The 16534-nt window shown below is 70.5% G+C and carries 13 protein-coding genes; 4 read left to right on the top strand and 9 right to left on the bottom strand.

Translation table 11 applies throughout. The features are described 5' to 3' along the window. The 3 genes from STRTUCAR8_RS38890 to STRTUCAR8_RS55470 all read right to left on the bottom strand — a co-directional run. A partial coding sequence (locus STRTUCAR8_RS38890; RefSeq protein WP_044473636.1) for an ADP-ribosylglycohydrolase family protein occupies nt 1-582 on the bottom strand: 582 nt, incomplete at its 3' end. 252 nt (nt 583-834) lie between these two features. Next, nucleotides 835-3288 (bottom strand): tetratricopeptide repeat protein, encoded by a 2454-nt coding sequence (locus tag STRTUCAR8_RS55475; RefSeq protein ID WP_319354896.1) that lies wholly within the window; start codon nt 3286-3288, stop codon nt 835-837. Then, nucleotides 3207-4286 carry an ATP-binding protein gene (locus STRTUCAR8_RS55470; protein WP_006381830.1) on the bottom strand — a complete coding sequence of 360 codons (1080 nt, stop codon included), beginning with the start codon at nt 4284-4286 and terminating at the stop codon, nt 3207-3209. Before STRTUCAR8_RS55470 ends, STRTUCAR8_RS55475 begins: the two co-directional genes overlap by 82 nt. Nucleotides 4287-4421: 135 nt before the next feature. Between STRTUCAR8_RS55470 and STRTUCAR8_RS38880 the strand changes: the two genes are divergently transcribed. Continuing rightward, nucleotides 4422-4967 (top strand): DUF2165 domain-containing protein, encoded by a 546-nt coding sequence (locus STRTUCAR8_RS38880; protein WP_006381821.1) that lies wholly within the window; start codon nt 4422-4424, stop codon nt 4965-4967. Between the two features lie 46 nt (nt 4968-5013). Here the strand turns inward: STRTUCAR8_RS38880 and STRTUCAR8_RS38875 are convergent, their stop codons facing one another. Next, entirely contained in the window at nt 5014-5583 is a 570-nt protein-coding gene (locus STRTUCAR8_RS38875) for a L,D-transpeptidase (RefSeq protein WP_006381833.1), read from the bottom strand. Between the two features lie 127 nt (nt 5584-5710). Beyond that, nucleotides 5711-6115 (bottom strand): calcium-binding protein, encoded by a 405-nt coding sequence (locus STRTUCAR8_RS38870; protein ID WP_006381839.1) that lies wholly within the window; start codon nt 6113-6115, stop codon nt 5711-5713. Nucleotides 6116-6413: 298 nt separating this feature from the next. Between STRTUCAR8_RS38870 and STRTUCAR8_RS38865 the strand changes: the two genes are divergently transcribed. Next, on the top strand, nt 6414-7802 hold the full coding sequence (locus tag STRTUCAR8_RS38865; protein ID WP_044473628.1) for a glycoside hydrolase family 43 protein: 1389 nt from the start codon (nt 6414-6416) through the stop codon (nt 7800-7802). A 182-nt stretch (nt 7803-7984) separates the two neighbouring features. Next, nucleotides 7985-8428, top strand: a complete 444-nt coding sequence (locus STRTUCAR8_RS38860) for an NUDIX hydrolase (RefSeq protein ID WP_044473627.1) — start codon at nt 7985-7987, stop codon at nt 8426-8428. A gap of 387 nt (nt 8429-8815) precedes the next feature. On the opposite strand, the gene STRTUCAR8_RS38855 is transcribed toward STRTUCAR8_RS38860, so the two are convergent. From STRTUCAR8_RS38855 to STRTUCAR8_RS38845, 3 genes are all read right to left on the bottom strand, one after another. Further along, on the bottom strand, nt 8816-9751 hold the full coding sequence (locus tag STRTUCAR8_RS38855; protein WP_234372535.1) for a PLL family lectin: 936 nt from the start codon (nt 9749-9751) through the stop codon (nt 8816-8818). Nucleotides 9752-10029: 278 nt separating this feature from the next. Beyond that, on the bottom strand, nt 10030-11355 hold the full coding sequence (gene xynC, locus STRTUCAR8_RS38850; RefSeq protein ID WP_006381841.1) for a glucuronoarabinoxylan endo-1,4-beta-xylanase XynC: 1326 nt from the start codon (nt 11353-11355) through the stop codon (nt 10030-10032). Between the two features lie 336 nt (nt 11356-11691). Continuing rightward, complete coding sequence (locus STRTUCAR8_RS38845) at nt 11692-12666, bottom strand: alpha/beta hydrolase (protein ID WP_006381817.1); 975 nt, start codon at nt 12664-12666, stop codon at nt 11692-11694. 90 nt (nt 12667-12756) lie between these two features. Between STRTUCAR8_RS38845 and STRTUCAR8_RS38840 the strand changes: the two genes are divergently transcribed. Continuing rightward, a complete protein-coding gene (locus STRTUCAR8_RS38840) occupies nt 12757-13815 on the top strand; it encodes an amidohydrolase family protein (protein WP_006381844.1) in 1059 nt (352 codons plus the stop codon). 64 nt (nt 13816-13879) lie between these two features. Here STRTUCAR8_RS38840 and STRTUCAR8_RS38835 read toward each other — a convergent pair whose 3' ends face one another. Beyond that, a complete protein-coding gene (locus STRTUCAR8_RS38835; protein WP_006381807.1) occupies nt 13880-16492 on the bottom strand; it encodes a bifunctional FO biosynthesis protein CofGH in 2613 nt (870 codons plus the stop codon). Nucleotides 16493-16534 lie beyond the last annotated feature (42 nt).

Genomic DNA, 16534 nt, shown 5'->3' with positions numbered 1-16534 from the left:
CAGCTGCATCACGAGCTGCGGCTCCCAGCCGACCAGGAGCCCGAACGGGCCCGAACGGGCCGCCGCCTCCACGCCCCCCTCACCGGGGTTCTTGGGCGCGTCCAGGGTGCCCATCGTCTCGTCGCCGAGGCCGAGCAGACAGGCGAGGGCCGGGTCGCGGCGGGCGTACAGCCACTCCTCGCGGGCCAGCCAGCCGTCCTCCTTGCGCCGCTCGTCGGGCCCCCAGTCGCTCTGGGTGGCCGCCCAGCGGCGGTAGGCGCGGTGCAGGTCGGTCGGCGGGTGCCAGGCGCCGGTGTCGCGGCGCACCTGGGCACGGATCAGGCCGTCCAGGGTGAAGAGGGTGAGCTGGGTGATGTCGGTGATCGCACCGCGTCTGCCGTACGCGAAGGCCAGGTCGGTGAGGCCCTCCGCACCGTACGCCTCGTGGATGGAGTCGAGGGTGAGTCCGTCGAGCGGGGCGCCCAGGGCGTCGCCGAGAGCCGCGCCGAGCAGGGTGCCGCGGACCCGGCTGCGGAAGTCCTGCTGTTCGGAGCGGCCCCAGATGGCGCCGGACGCGGCACCGGTCACTCCACCGGATGTCATCACGCCCACCTCGGACCTCCCTCACAGCACCGTTCGAACGATTGACAGCTCAGCACTGTAATCGACCGGGAACGGTCTGCTCAGGGCCCGGATTGGTATGCGGAATCTGGCCCGACTGGGCATGAGTGGTCCCAGCTGGTCACCAATCGGGAGCCTTACGCCCTCCCCACACACCCCTCACACCTCCCGCACGGGTTCACGCGCCTCGCCCGCCTCGCCCGCCTCGCCCGCCTCGCACGCCTCCCGCCTACGTCACCGCGCGTACCGCCCGCTGATCGCCTCCCGCGCCTCCCGCACCCGCGCCAGCCGTACGGCGAGCCGCTCCGCCTCCTCCGGCGAACCGCCCGGCGCAAGTGCCAGCTCGTCCAGCAGGTCGGCCAGCCACGCCACGTCCACCCACTCCCGCGGTCCCGTGAGCAGGCCGGCGAGATGCTCGTCCAGGTCCGCCCAGTCGCCGAGACCCGCCGCGATCACCGCGTGCAGGAAGCCGGAGGCGCCCTCGGCCAGCTCCCAGCCGGAGGCCAGTCGGTACGCCTCGCGCCAGACCGGACGGGCGGCGTCCTGGCCCCGTTCCCCGGCGACCGCGAGGGCGAGACAGAAGACGCCGCCGGCCTCGTGCAGGGCACGCATCCGGTCCGCCGTCTCCCGGGCGGCGCGCCACTCCCCCGCCCTGCGCTGGGTACGGGCCAGTTCCTCCAGGCCGGCCGGCTCCACGAGCCCGAGCCGCGCGGCCTCCGCGAGCGCCGCCGCCGCGTCCTCGGTGCGCCCGTCCAGGAGGTGGATCTGCGCGAGGGTGTGGTGCGCCCAGGCCAGGTCGTCGCCGATCACGAGATATCGGTCGAGGTCGGTACGGGCGTCCTCGGGGCGGCCCACCGCCAGCAGGGTCATGATCCGGCGCATCAGATGCCAGGCCCCGTCCGGGTCGAGCGTGACCGCCCGGTCCAGATCGTCCAACGCCTCGCCGTACAGCCGTAGTTCGTGGAGTACGGCGCCTCGGCAGCCGACCGCCCACACACTGCCCGGGAACAGTGAGAGCGCCCGGTCCAGGTCCACGCGCGCCTCCTCGAACCGGCCCAGACAGCGCAGCGCCTCGCCACGGTTCCACAGCGCCCACGCGCTCTCCGGCTCCAACTCGACGGCCCTGTCGGCGTCTTCGTACGACGCCTCGTACTCGTCGGTCTTCCGGTGCACCACCGAGCGCTGCACCAGCGCCCAGGGATACGCCGGATGCAGCGCCAGCGCCCTGTCGAGGTCGGCCAACCCCCCCTCGTGGCGGCCGAGTCGGCTGCGGGAGACGCCCCGGCTGGCGTACGCCGACGCGTAGGCGGGGTCGAGTTCGAGGGCCCGGTCGTAGTCGGCGAGGGCCTCGGTGTCGCGGCCGGCGACCCGGAGCGCGTCGCCGCGCTGGCACGAGACCCAGGCCAGCTCGGGGCCGAGGGCCACCGCCCGGTCCAGGTCGGCGAACTGACGGTCGTGCTCCTCGCGCGAGCGGTGCACCCTGGCCCGCCGGACCAGCGCCCACACGTGCTCGGGGTCCAGTTCGAGGGCCCGGTCGAGGTCGGCGAGGGCCTGTTCGATGTCGCCGGTGCCGTGCCGGGTGACACCACGGGAGGCCCAGGCGCCGGCCAGGTCGGGGCCGAGGGCGACGGCCCGGTCCAGGTCACGGACCGCTTCCTCGTGGTGGCCGAGGATGCGGTGGTAGTCGCCGCGTACGAACAGGACGCGGGCCGTGTCGGGGGCGAGTTCGTCGGCGCGGTCGAGGTCGGTGATGGCGGCGGCGTAGTCACGCTGTTCGGCGCGGGTGACGCCCCGGCCGTAGTAGGCGCGCTCCAGCTCCGGATCGAGGGCGAGGGCCTGTTCGTACTCGCCGAGGGCCCTCTCGTACGCCCCGCTCAGCCGCAGTTCGCGCCCGCGCAGCATGCGTGCCACGGCCTGCCCCCGCGCGTCGAGCCCGGCCCGGCCCAGCAGCAGCGCGAGCGCGCCGAGCACTCCGCCGGTCTCGTTCTCCCTTCCGCCGCCTCCGCCGCCTTCTCCGCGTTCTCCGCGTTCTCCGCGTTCTCCGCTGTCCGCGAGCGCTTCGAGGAGGTCGTGTCCCCAACTCCGCACCTTCAACGCCTCGTTGTCGTCTCCGGCCTCCACCAGTACTCGCGCCAGGCGCCGGGCGACCACCTCTCCGTGGTCGCAGGCGTCGACGACGTCCCGCAGGACGAGGGGCAGCGCGGTACGGGGGGACGCGCACAGCAGGTGGTACGACTCCGCGAACCGTAGCTCCCGCCACTCCTCCGTCGCCCACAACTCGTCTGCGGAGAGCGGGCCTTCGACCTCGGCGCGCCAGCCGGCGAACGTGTCGGCCAGCCAGGTGTGCTGCTCGGCCCAGCGGCGCGGGGAGCGGCGGCGCTGGAGACGGAGCATCGGGTCGCGGACGACGTCGTGGTACTGGACCCTGTCACCCCGGTCGCTGACAAAGGGCAACTCCCTCAACCACGCGAACAGCACGTCGAGTTCGGCCTCGTCCCGCGCCTGGTCCGGGGCGGTGAGAGCGGCCCGGAAGATGTCCGCGTCCAGACGCCGGGGCAGCGCGCAGGCGAGGGCGGCGGCCCGGCGCGAGAGGTCGGACTCCCACTTCAGGAACCGTTCGACGGCGGTCGCGCTCGGGTCGCCGATGTCGTCCGGGTCGGTGGGCTGGGCCGCGGCGAGGGTCGACACCAGCACCGCAGCCCGCCGGTGAGCCGCAGCACCTCCTCGACGACCGGCCCGTCCGTCACCCCCCTGTCGGCGAGCAGTCCGCGCGCCTCGGCCTCTGTGAACGGCCCGAGGGGCACCTCGGTGACGAAGTCGGCGAAGCCTCCCCAACGTCCGGTGTCGAAGGGCCGCTGGCCTGCGGTGACGAGGACGAGGTTCGCGGGGAAGGAGAGGTCGCCGTAGCGGTCGGTGGTCATGATGTCGTGCAGCCAGCCGTCGAGGAACGGGCTGGTGCGCTCGTAGGTGTCGAGGAACAGGACGATCCAGGGCACGGCCGCGCAGATGCCGTCCAGCTCGGCGAGCAGTACCGGGGTGAGGACGCGCTCGGGCGCGAGGACGAGCTGTACGTCGTCCTGGTTGCGCAGCCGGGCGGCGATCCCGGCCCGTACCCGGTCGGCGCCCTGGGCGATCCGGTCGGCGTCGAGTGCGCCGGCGAACGGTCCGACGACGGGGATGAGTCCGGCACCGACGAGCCCGATCCGGGCGGCCGTCAGACTGCCGGCCGAGGGATTCTCGGGCTGCGGTTCGAGGCTCGCGACGGCGGACTCGGCCTCGTGCCGCCGCTCACGATGGGCCGCGAGGAGCCGCTCCAGTTCCTTGAACCGCCGTCCCTGCGCGGCGAACTGACGGCACATCACTGCCAGTGCCTCCGGAACACTGCCGGCGCCCTCGTCGACGTAGGCGGTGAGCGCGCCGCGTTCCTTGGCCTGCTGCTCCAACTCCCGTACGAGGAAGGTCTTCCCGACGCCGGCGTTGCCGTGCACATGGAAGCGGAAGTGGTGGCGTTCGTCGTCGGGCGGCAGGTCGAAGTTGGCCCGGAACGCGGCCCGTTCGGCACTGCGGCCGACGAAACCGGCGCGTGTGCGCTGCTGGATCAGCTGCCGCATCGACGGCAGCGGGGACTGAGCCATCCGTACGTCTCCCTGCGTCGTGGCGGTGTCGTGGCGAACCTTCTGCCGCATCAGTGCTCCATCACTGCTGCATCAGTGCTGCATCCATCAGTCTGACCCAACTCCCCAACTCCCCGACAGTGAACGGGAGGTCAACCGAGGAGGGGACGTGGAGACGGCGCCCTGGCCGATCCATAGAGTTGCCTCATGACCACAACAGGTACCCCCCACCCCACGCGTACCACTCCCCCCACACATACCGCACTCACCCTCGCCGCGACCCTGTTGACGGCGACGGTCGCGCTCTACATCGCCCTCGTGGCGCTCGGCAACATCACCGACTTCGGTTCGAACCAGCAGTTCGTGCGCCATGTCCTCGCGATGGACACCACGTTCAAGGACGACGACCTGATGTGGCGGGCCATCACGTCGAAGGGCCTGGCGGACGCGGCGTACGTGGCGATCATCGCGTGGGAGACACTCGCCGCGTTCGTCCTCGTCGCCGGTACGTGGCTGTGGGTGCGCCGCGACGTCGAACGGGCGCGGAGCGTCTCGACGTACGGCCTGCTGATGCTGATGCTGCTGTTCGGCGCCGGTTTCATCGCGATCGGCGGCGAGTGGTTCGCCATGTGGCAGTCGGACGACTGGAACGGCCTGGACGCGGCGACGCGGGTGTTCCTGCTGAGCGGGGTGGTGCTACTGGTGCTGCACCTGCCGGCGACAGCGCCCCGAGCGGCGGCCGAGGAGTCGTAGGGACCGGCGCGGTTGTCTGACGACCGTCTGACAACCGTCAAGCCGACTACTTGACGACCGTCACCTCGGTGCCCGTGTCCCCGAAGGCCCAGAGGGCGGTGCCGTCCGCCTTGGACATGCGGATGCCGCCTGTCTGGACGCCGGACGCGGGCTGCGGTGAGGCGCCGTCGACGGCGTTGGAGAAGGCGATCGAGAGCCCGGATCCGGTGGCGAAGAACATGACGTGCTCGATCGCGACGCCGTCGGAGCCGGTCCGGGCCTCGACCCGCTGCCCCACCGTGTACTTCCCGGGGTCGGGGCTCACCGATCCCGGCCACACCGCGAACGTACGGCGGGTCTGCTCGCTCGCGTCGATGAGCCAGACCCGCTTCAGCCCGAGCGAGTAGACGACCCGACGCCCGGTCCCCGACCCGTCCGGCACGGCCGCCTCGACGGGCCGGCTGGGCTTGGCGGAGGGCTTCGCCGACGCGGAGGCGTTCGGCCTGGCGGCGGCGGTGGCGTGGGGCTGCGGACCTTGCTCGGCCTTGACCGCCAGTACGGCGACGGCGGCGATCGCGCCCAAGGTCAGACCGGTGACCCAGACCGATGAGGGAAGCCGTCGGGCAGCCACGGTCACGCATCTCCTCAGCTACGGAACCCGCCGCCGGGTACTCCGCCGGGGGTCGGATCATCGTACTCCGACGCGCATGCCCTCCCTGGACGGTCGAGGACCGGGGAGGGGCGTCCGGCGGGCGGCGAGGGTGTCAGTTCTGGTGGACGACGTTGCGGCCGGGGCCGCCGCTGAGGGCGTCCTTGCCGGGACCGCCGTACAGCTTGTCGTTGCCGCTGTTGCCCTGGATGGTGTCGTTGCCGCTGTTGCCGTAGAGGACGTCGTTGCCCGGGCTGCCGTAGATCAGGTCGTTGCCGGTGCCACCGCGGATCGTGTCGTCGCCGGTCCCGCCGGTCAGGGTCTGCCGGCCCGCGCCCCCGGAGATGAGGTCATTGCCCGTGCCCCCGTCCACGCGGCTTCCCTCACCGTCGGCGGAGATCATGTCCTTGCCGTCCTGGCCCCAGGCCCTCCCCCGGTCGTGCACGGTGATGTTGTCGTCGCCGGGTCCGCCGTAGACGAGGTTGTGTAGCGACCTGCGGCTGACGGGGCGAGTGGACATGGCACAACCTCCACGAGGGACAAGCGGCTTCAACACCCAGGTGACTCGCGACGGATACCGAGGGTTGCGCACAAAGAATCCGCACAGCCTCGCCAGAGTGATTGACGAGCAGGGTGGGGCGATCTACCTTCTGATCGACTTTCCGAACCTAGTTCGAAATTTCGACCAATTCGCCCTCCTGGCTGCACTTTCACGTCCCCGATCACCCCATACGTTCCATACGTGACGCGCAGCCGCTCACTCCGCTCCCGGACCAGCACCCGCACACCCCCGTAGCCGCACCCGCTTGGAGACCCAGATGAGCGCACGACCCCAGCCGTCCCGCCGTCTCTTCCTCGGCATGGCCGCCACCGCCCCGCTCGCCGCGTCCGGCGTGCTCACTCTCGGCGCCGGCACCGCCCACGCGGCCGACTCCGCGTACGTGATGTGCTACTTCACCGAGTCGACGAGCCTCGGCGCGGGCACCGACTACGGCCTCCACCTGGCCGTCAGCCCGGACTCGCTCAACTGGACACCGCTGAACCAGAACAACCCCGTGGTCACCCCCACCGCGGGCGCCCTCGGTCTGCGCGACCCGTTCCTCATGCGCAAGCAGGACGGCACGTTCGTCGCCATCGCCACCGACCTCAAGGGCACGGACTGGTCGTACAACAGCCAGTACATCCATGTCTGGGACTCGGCCGACCTGCGCACCTTCACCGGCTACCGGCGCCTGAAACTCCACGACATGACCACGCACAGCTGGGCACCGGAGGCGTTCTGGGACGCGGGCCGGGGCCAGTACGCGGTGATCTACTCGGCGGTCAACTCCAGCGGCCACAACGTGATCATGGTCAACTACACGAGTGACTTCGTCACGGCGTCGGCTCCGCAGGTCTTCTTCGACCCGGGCTACGACGTGATCGACGGCGACATGGCGGTCGGGGTGGGCGGCTACAACTACCTGTTCTTCAAGAAGAACCAGACCCTCGTCTCCGCCCGCTCGACGACCCTCAACCCGGGCAGCTTCACCGAGTACAGCGCGGGCGTTGCTCACGGCGGCACGGAAGCCCCGACCGTCTTCAAGTCGCTGTCGTCGAACACCTGGTACCTGTGGGGCGACACCTACACGCCCAACGGCGTCTTCTACGCCTGGCAGACCTCCGACCTGGCCTCCGGCACCTGGACCGCGCTGGACCAGAAGACCTACACGCAGCCGGTCAACTCCAAGCACTGCGGCGTCACGACGATCACGACGACCGAGTACAACAACCTGCTCACCAAGTGGGGCGCCCCGGCCTGGAACCGCCTCAAGTCGTACAACTACCCGGCCCGTTACATCCGCCACGCCAACTACATCGGCCGCATCGACGAATACCCCTTCGACCTGTACACCGACTCGGAGTGGAAGCTCGTCCCGGGCCTGGCGGACAGCACCGGCATCTCCTTCCAGTCGGTCAACTACCCCACCCGCTACCTCCGGCACTACAACTACGCCCTCCAACTCGACGTCAACGACGGCACGTCGACCTTCGCCGGAGACGCGACCTTCTACCGCACGGCGGGCCTGGCGGACAGCTCCTGGGCATCCTTCCGCTCGTACAACAACCCGACGCGGTACATACGCCACTCGAACTACGTCCTGCGCATCGACCCGATCTCGACGACGACGGAGAAGCAGGACGCCACGTTCCGGGTGGGGTACTGAGGTTGGACGGGGGGTGAGTGTCCCCGCGTTCGGCAACGACGGGTCCCGCCCGCTTCGGGCGGGGTCTCGGGGAGAACTCCCGGATGGAGTGCGGGGCTCGACCGATGTCCTCGTACACCTATGACCGGTAGGACGCCTGAAGGCGGCCTGGCTGTCACAGTAGGCCGCTACGCTCCCCGGCCATGAGCGACGCATCCCGGCGAGAGGCTATGCGCGACGCGTCCGTCATCGTGGCCTGGGACGAGGACGGCACGGCCGCCGTCCTGACCGCCGAATTCCCGCAGCACGGCGGCGAGTTCGTGTTCCTGCCCGGGGGACGCAGGGAGCCCGGCGAGACGCCGGAAGAGTGCGCGAGGCGCGAGCTGCGCGAGGAAGCCGGCGTCAGCGCGCAGACCTGGCGGCCTCTGGGCTCGTACGCCATCACGCTGGACTCCCCTGCCCGTATCCACCTCTACCTGGCCGAAGGTCTCGCCTGTGGCCCGCAAGAACTCGCGTTCGGCGAGGGGCACTTCAAGCTCGCGTGGTGGCCGATGTCTGACGCGATCCGGGCCGCCGCCGAGGGGCGCTTCCTGCTGCAAGGGGGCCCGCTGGCACTGCTCCTGGCCCAGCAGGTCACGGCAGCCTGACAGAGCACATCCCCGGCTGCGTCGGGGAGGGCTGAACCGTCCCGTAACGGGTAGCAGAACTGTGGACGGCGCCGGCCGGTATCGAGGGATGGAGTCGCATGCCAGGCATGATCGAACGTATCAAGCAGTTCGCACGGAGCCCTCAAGGGCGCCGTGCGGTCGAGCAGGCGCGGCGGGCCGCAGCCGATCCTCGTCGGCGGAGCCAGGCCATGCGCCTGTTGAGTAAGTTCCGCGGACGTCGCTGACGACCACATACGCCGCGTGCAACGCGGGGCTCGGCCGGTTCGGTGAGTTGGGAGAAGTGCTGCTGGCGCCGTACGGGGCAGTGCGGCTCTGGGACTTGGCACTGCCCCGCGTGCGAGCGGGCGTGTAACCGGACCGGAGGAGCTACGGCCTCAGCGCACCGTCGAACTGGATCCAGGCCGACCAGCTGCCACCAGGGCTGGCCTGGGAGCGATGCCATACCTGACCCGCGCTGTTGACGCCGAACAGCTCGATCCGGCCGTTGGCGTTGGTCTCTGCCGCGACCTGTGTCAGTCCGCCGTCGAGCTGGACCCAGGCCGACCAGGAACCACCGATCGACGTCTGCGAGCGGGTGTAGATCTGCCCCGCACTGTTGGAACCGAAGACCTGCAGGCGACCATCCGCGTTACGAGCCGCCGCGATCGAGTCCAAAGCACCGTCGAACTGGACCCAGGCCGACCAACTCCCACCAGGGGTGACCTGCGAACGGTGCCATACCTGACCCGCGCTGTTCACCCCGAACAGCTCGATCCGGCCGTCGGCGTTCGTCTCCGCCGCGACCTGTGACAGCCCGCCGTCGAGCTGGACCCACGCCGACCAGGAACCACCGATCGACGTCTGCGAACGGGTGTAGATCTGCCCCGCACTGTTGGAACCGAAGACCTGCAGGCGACCATCCGCGTTACGAGCCGCCGCGATCGAGGTCAACGCACCGTCGAACTGCACCCAGGCCGACCAGCTCCCACCAGGCGTGACCTGCGAACGGTGCCACACCTGTCCCGCGCCGTTCACGCCGAACAGCTCGACGCGCCCGTCGGCGTTCGTCTCCGCCGCGACGGAACGCAACCCGCCGTCCAACTGGGCCCAGTTGGACCAGCTGCCGCCGATCGTGGTCTGCGAACGGTTGTAGATGTTGTCGGCAGTGTTGGTTCCGAACAGCTCCAGCCGCCCGTCCGCGTCCCGGGCGGAGGCTATGGAGGAGCCGTACGCGGAGACCGCGACTGCGGGGGCGACGCCCTTCGCGGGCACGGCCGCCGAGGCCGAGCCGGATAAACCGATGGCCGGCGCGGCGATCAGCACTGCCGAAATCGCCGAAACCGTTGCGGACAGCACCCGTCGACGGATTCGTCTGTCGGGATTTCCCATGCGACTGACCTGCTTTCTGGTTCAGGAACAGAAACGGGAACAGAAAGTGGAACAGGAACAGGAACAAGCGACCCTAGGACCGGGGCACAGAAAAAGCTGGACGATTTCTGGACGTCACGTCGCTCACATAGCGCCAAACGTCGACGCTCACCCGCCCCATTTGCCGCTGCCCGCCTCTCGGTTGGTCAGGTCAGTCAGGTCGGTTGAGTCGGTCAGGTCGTCACGAACGTCGTCACGCTGCGAGCCGGCAGCATGGCGGTGAAGGAGCCGTTCGACACGCCGGATGCGCCCTGGGGCGCGACATTCCTGCTCCCGTCGGTCAGCCAGGACGAGACGCCGGACAGCGTGCCGCTCGCCAGGGTGAACTGCTGACTCACCGCGGAGGCCCCCTTGTTGACGGCGACGACCACGACCGAGGAACCACTGCCACTGCCCCGGTACGCCGAGACGTAGACGTCGGCCACCGGTTTCGCCGTCGCCTCGATACGCACGTGACCGGGCCGGACGAACCTGGCGAACTGGGCCATGCAGGCGCCGCGCTTGCTGATCCCGCCGTCCTCGCGCATCGGACCGTAACTGCGCCGGATGTACCACCAGATGTACGCCTGGAACTCGGCGTCCACCATGGCGTGATGGATGTGCTCCCCCACGTCGAGCGCGCGGGGCCAGAGGTCCGCCGAGTCGCTGCTGTTGGGGTAGTAGACCTCGGTCATCCAGAGTTCCTTGCCCGCACCCTTCTGCTTGAACAGGGGATAGGGGAAGTTGGCGTACGGCGTTCCGTAGAGGTGGGCCCCGATCACGTCCACGTTCGCGAGTGCCGCCGCGTCGTTGAGGATCGGGTCCGACATGTTCTTCAGGTACTGGAAGGACTCCGGCGCGATGACCCTGGTGCCGATCGAGCCGGCGTTCTCCCGCAGGAAACGGGCCATTTCCGCAGGGGTCCACCACGTCCAGTCCTGTGCGTAGTCGGGCTCGTTCTGTACCGATATGGCGTACAGATTCACTCCGTTGTTCCGCAGGTGGGTGGTGAAGTCGTTGAGGTGCTGGGCGTAGGCGCCGTACATGTCGTACCTGAGACGTCGGGCGTTGGTCTGGCTGCCGTGGACGAAGGTCTCGACCATGGAGGCGGGAGGATTCCACGGCGAGGCGATGACGGCCACCCCGAGTTCGGCCGCGCGTCTCGCCGTCGCCAGGTCACGGCTCCACGCCGCCCGGTCCTCGGGCACCGGGATCCGCAGCAGCGACAGTCCGAGCCGCCCCTCTCCCGTGCCGAACGCCGTGTCCCGCTGGGCAGTTGTGAGGTCGCCGATCCAGGCCGTGTGGTTCATGCCTCCGAAGCCCCGGATCGTCTGGCGGCGCGCCGACGGGTCGATTACCACCGTGGCGGCGGCCGTCGCCGGAGCCGCCGCGACTTTCGAAGCACCGGCGGCCGAAGCCGCGGCGGTGAGGACCGGCAGGGCCCCCATCGTCGCCAGGACCTTCCTGCGACTCGGTGACCCCTGGCGCCCGTTCGCGGGCTGGTTCTGGCTGTGCGTCATGTCTCCTCCTGACCTGCCTGCTGGCTACCTGCGCCGATCCGGACCGTCGCCGTCCCAATGGGAGCGCTCCCACAAGGAAAGGAGTGACTGCACAACGCGCCATTCTCGACGTGCGGGCCCGTGCGCCGGTCAGCCCTCCGACCCGCGCGTCTCACGGCTCCGAGCAGCGCGGACGACACCCGGCGGCACGGCGGGGAGACGACCGTCCGCCCGTCCGACACGTCCCGGACCGGGGTGATCCCAGCGTTCACATCGGGATACGGCAGAGCACGGCGGATGACCGGTTTCGCACGCTACGACAATCGCGGCGTCGCGCTATGGCAACGACCCTCGGCCTCAACGTCCCCTGGGCCGAGCCACCCCCAGCAACGACTCCACCAGCGCCGGGAGTACCCGGGCGAAATCGGCGGGGAAGTCGTGCCCCAGGCCGGGAATCGTCTCCAGCGTGACGTCCGACCCGGCGTCGGCGAGCAGCGCGTGGGCGTCGTAGACCTCGGGGGTGACGTCGGTGTCCTCTTCCCCCACCAGGATCCGGCCCCGCACCGCACCCTGCGCGGCCACCGCGCGCCACTCCCCGTCGAGGTGATCCGGAGTGAGGGCCGGGGCCACCGCCAGGAATCCGGAGGGACGTGCCGCCGCGTCGGACAGGGCCCACAGGACGGCCACACGGGCGCCCGCCGAGAAGCCCGCCGCCAGCAGTGGCAGGACCCTCTCGGCCTCCGCCAACTCGGCCAGGGAGGCGGTGATGTCCCGGACGGCGAGGTCGGTGTCGGGCCAGCTTCGGTATCGCGGGGTCGATCGCTGGGAGGAGTCGACGGCGACGAGGACGAGGCCCGCGTCCACCGCGGCGGCCCACTGTTCCGCGGCCAGGGCGGCGTCCTGGTCGGCTCCGTGCAGGGCGACCAGGACACCTCGGGGGGTGCCTGGCGGTCGGCGTACGACGGGAGGAAGAGTAACTCCGGTTGCGTTCGCATGCCGGGCCGTCGACTCGCGCAACAGCGGGGCGAACCCCTCAAGGTCACGTACGGCGGCCAGGTCGTCGTCATCGACCAGGATCGCGGGACTCCACCAGGCGCCGTCGGCGAGCGCGGCGCGCAGCTCCGCGAGCGCGTCCTCGGCGCGGCCGGTGAGCGTCAGCAGACAGGCCGCCAGGTGTGCGGTGTCCGCACGACGCGAGGGGATCCGGGGAGCCTCGTCCTCCACCACCTTCAGAGCGTCGGCCAACCGCCCCTCGCCGTACAACCGTGACACCGTCTCGTCGAGCGCGCGGTAGAGCGCCTCCTGGCCTGCCTCGCCTGCTTGACCGTCCATCGGCCCATCGAATCACGGCGGCGAGCAGCAGGACGCTAGATTTCAGGTGGGCTGCTGAGTGGGCTACCGACCAGGAGGGGGCAGTCGACCGTGGTGCTCAAGGTGCGAGGTGTCGTCCTGCCCGAGCGGGAGCAGCGGACCTTCTGGATCGACGGGGGCCGGTTGTGGACCGAGCCCGTCCCGGGGGCGGGTTCGGATGCCGAACTCGTCGTGGACGGCGGCTGGTTGCTGCCCGGGCTCGTCGATGCGCACACCCATCCCGGTGCGGAGGGCGTAAAGGACCCGTTCAGTGACGAGACGCTACGTCGGCACCTGACCGATCACCGGGACGCGGGCGTACTGCTCGTGCGCACGCCGGGGTCGGCCGCCCGCATCCCGGCCTGGGTGGACGAGGATCCGAAGCTGCCGCGTGTTCGCTCGGCGGGGCGTTGGCTGGCCACGCCCGGCCGGTTCTTCCCCGGGTTCGGGCGGGACGTGAGCGAGGCCGGCCTCGTGGACGCCGCCGTCGAGGAGGCCAGGGCGTCCTCGGGCTGGTGCAAGGTCATCGCCGACTGGAAGTACGACGCGCCTGCGCTGCCGCTGGAGACCCTCACCGCCGTCGTGGAGGCGGTGCACGCCGTCGGCGGCCGGGTGGCAGCGCACTGCCAGACCGCAGACGGCTGCCGCAACGCCGTGCTGGCCGGGGTCGACAGCCTGGAGCACGGGATGCATCTGGACTCCGGCCTGGTCGACCGGATGGCGGCCCAAGGGACCGCGCTGGTACCGACGTTGAGCGTCTTCGGTGCCGGTGCCGAGCGGCGGCGGGCCGCCGAGCGGAGCGGCGCCCGGGACTGGTGGCTGGCCGGATGGGAGGGCATGCTGCCCAGCGTCCGGGCGGCGTACGAAGCCGGTGTCACCGTCCTGGCCGGCACGGACAGCTTCCCGTGCGGCACCGTCGCCTCCGAGGTCGGGTGGCTCGTGCGGGCAGGCCTGCCCGCCGAAGAGGCGCTGGGCGCGGCATCCTGGTCGGCCCGTTCCTGGCTCGGCCTGCCCGGCCTGGCGGACGGAGCCCCCGCCGACCTCGTCGCCTACGACACCGACCCGACACGAGACGCGTCCGCGCTGGCCCGGCCGAGCCGGATCATCCTGCGGGGTCGGGTCGTCGCCTAAAGGGCTGGTGCAGGGGTGAACGTAGGGGACGCGACCGTAGAAGGGGGACCGCCGTCGTTCGAGGTCAGTCCAGCACAGGCAGCAGCTCCGGGAGATGCCCGTCCGACAGGGCCGCTGCCTGCTGGCGTTCCTCCGTGACCTCCCCGTAGAGGGTGGTCCGGGGCTTCGCGGGCCGCCCGGCGGCCTCCGCCACCGCGATCAGGTCCTTGACCGACTTGTAGGAGCCGTACGACGACCCCGCCATGCGCGAGATCGTCTCCTCCATCAGCGTGCCGCCCAGGTCGTTCGCGCCCGAGCGGAGCATCTCCGCCGCGCCCTCCGTGCCCAACTTGACCCAGCTGGTCTGGATGTTGGGGATGTGGGTGTGCAGGAGGAGGCGGGCCATGGCGATGACCGCCCGGTTGTCGCGCATCGTCGGGCCGGGGCGGGCGATGCCCGCGAGGTAGACCGGTGCGTTGGTGTGGATGAAGGGCAGGGTGACGAACTCCGTGAAGCCGCCCGTCTGTTGCTGGATGCGGGCCAGGGTGCGGAAGTGGCCCAGCCAGTGGCGGGGCTGGTCGACGTGGCCGTACATCATCGTCGAGGAGGAGCGGATGCCCAGCTCGTGGGCGGTCGTCACCACCTCGATCCAGGTGGCCGTCGGCAGCTTGCCCTTCGTCAGGACCCAGCGGACCTCGTCGTCGAGGATCTCCGCCGCCGTGCCGGGGATCGTGTCGAGGCCGGCTTCCTTCGCGGCCGTCAGCCATTCACGGATCGACATCCCGGTGCGGGTCGCGCCGTTGACGACCTCCATGGGCGAGAAGGCGTGGACGTGCATGCCGGGTACCCGCTCCTTCACCGCCTTCGCGATGTCGAAGTACGCGGTGCCCGGCAGGTCGGGGTGGATACCGCCCTGCATGCAGACCTCAACCGCCCCCAGATCCCAGGCCTGTTGGGCGCGGTCCGCCACCTGGTCCAGGGACAGCGTGTACGCGTCGGCGTCCGTGCGGCGCTGCGCGAAGGCGCAGAAACGGCAGCCGGTGTAGCAGACGTTGGTGAAGTTGATGTTCCGGGTGACGATGTAGGTGACGTCGTCGCCGACCGCCGACTTCCGTACGTCGTCGGCCACTTGGCACAGCGCGTCCAGGGCGGGACCGTCCGCGTGGAACAGCGCCAGCGCCTCGTCGTCGGTGAGCTTCGTCGGGTCGTCGGCCGCCGTGCGCAGCGCCTGGCGTACGTCCGTGTCGATGCGCTCCGGCACCATCCCGGGCGCCGCCGCCTCGCGCAGGGCGCCCCAGTCGCCGTACACCTCGTCGAAGTCCTCGCGCCGGTCCGACGTACGGCCGTCGGTGTCGATCGTGGTGTGCAGGTCGGTGCGGCCGGACGACACGAACACCTCCTCCGGCTCCTGCCACGGGTGGCCCTCGACGACCGCGTCCTCGCGGGCGAGGCCCGTCTCCGGGTCCGCGAGTGCTCGTACGTGCGGGAGCAGACGCGGGTCGAGCCAGGGCTCCCCTCGCTGCACGAACTCCGGGTAGACACAGAGGCGTTCGCGCAGCTCGAAGCCGACCGCTGCCGACTTCCCCCGCAACTCCTCGATCTGGGGCCAGGGGCGTTCCGGGTTGACGTGGTCGATGGTGAGCGGGGAGACGCCGCCCCAGTCGTCGATGCCGGCGCCGATCAGCCGCTCGTACTCGGAGTCGACGAGGTTGGGCGGGGCCTGGAGGCAGGCGCTCGGGCCCATGATGTGGCGGGCCACGGCCACCGTCGCGATGAGTTCGTCGAGTTCCGCGTCCGGCATGCCGCGCATCGCGGTGTCCGGCTTGGCGCGGAAGTTCTGGATGATCAGTTCCTGGATGGAGTGGTAGGCGCGGGAGACCTTGCGGAGGGCGAACAACGACTCCGCCCGCTCCTCGTACGTCTCGCCGATCCCGATCAGAAGGCCCGAGGTGAAGGGGACGGACGACCGGCCCGCGTCCTCCAACACCCGTAGCCGTACGGCGGGTTCCTTGTCCGGGGAGCCGTAGTGCGGGCCGCCCGGCTCGGACCAGAGGCGGGTGGCCGTCGTCTCCAGCATCATGCCCATGCTGGGGGCGACGGGCTTCAGCCGCTGGAAGTCGGTCCAGGACATCACCCCGGGGTTGAGGTGGGGCAGCAGGCCCGTCTCCTCCAGGATGCGGATCGAGATGGCGCGGACGTACGCGATCGTGTCGTCGTAGCCGTGCGCGTCGAGCCACTCACGCGCCTCCGGCCAGCGGTCCTCGGGCTTGTCGCCGAGGGTGATCAGCGCTTCCTTGCAGCCGGCGGCGGCGCCGCGGCGGGCGATGTCGAGAACCTCGTCCGGGGACATGAACATGCCGTGTCCGGCCCGGCGGAGTTTGCCGGGGACGGTCACGAAGGTGCAGTAGTGGCACTTGTCCCGGCAGAGGCGGGTCAGGGGGATGAAAACGCTCTTCGAATACGTGATGACGCCGGGGCGGCCCGCGGCCTCCAGGCCGGCGTCCCGGACGCGGGCCGCGGACGCGGTGAGGTCGTCGAGGGCCTCACCACGGGCCTGGAGCAGCACCGCCGCCTCACCGACGTCGAGGGCGACGCCGTCCCGGGCACGTTTGAGGGCGCGACGCATGGAGTTCTCGGTCGGGCCGGTGGCGCCGGGGCGCTCGGTGGGGCCGGTTCCGGAAATCTCGGGAGTCGTCATCCTTCGAGCATACGATCGGTTTGATCAGGTATTACAGGACCG

It is taken from the genome of Streptomyces turgidiscabies Car8, from assembly GCF_000331005.1.
GTDB classification, from domain to species: domain Bacteria; phylum Actinomycetota; class Actinomycetes; order Streptomycetales; family Streptomycetaceae; genus Streptomyces; species Streptomyces turgidiscabies.
This window is presented reverse-complemented; position numbering and strand designations above follow the sequence as displayed.

Excerpts from the sequence above, each read along its gene's own strand:
- STRTUCAR8_RS38845 (WP_006381817.1), bottom strand. The coding sequence starts at position 12,666 with ATGGACGGTCAAGCAGGCGAGGCAGGCCAGGAGGCGCTCTACCGCGCG.
- STRTUCAR8_RS38860 (WP_044473627.1), top strand. The coding sequence starts at position 7,985 with ATGAGCGACGCATCCCGGCGAGAGGCTATGCGCGACGCGTCCGTCATC.
- STRTUCAR8_RS38865 (WP_044473628.1), top strand. The coding sequence starts at position 6,414 with ATGAGCGCACGACCCCAGCCGTCCCGCCGTCTCTTCCTCGGCATGGCC.
- STRTUCAR8_RS38880 (WP_006381821.1), top strand. The coding sequence starts at position 4,422 with ATGACCACAACAGGTACCCCCCACCCCACGCGTACCACTCCCCCCACA.
- STRTUCAR8_RS55470 (WP_006381830.1), bottom strand. The coding sequence starts at position 4,286 with ATGCGGCAGAAGGTTCGCCACGACACCGCCACGACGCAGGGAGACGTA.
- xynC (WP_006381841.1), bottom strand. The coding sequence starts at position 11,355 with ATGACGCACAGCCAGAACCAGCCCGCGAACGGGCGCCAGGGGTCACCG.
- STRTUCAR8_RS38835 (WP_006381807.1), bottom strand. The coding sequence starts at position 16,492 with ATGACGACTCCCGAGATTTCCGGAACCGGCCCCACCGAGCGCCCCGGC.
- STRTUCAR8_RS38870 (WP_006381839.1), bottom strand. The coding sequence starts at position 6,115 with ATGTCCACTCGCCCCGTCAGCCGCAGGTCGCTACACAACCTCGTCTAC.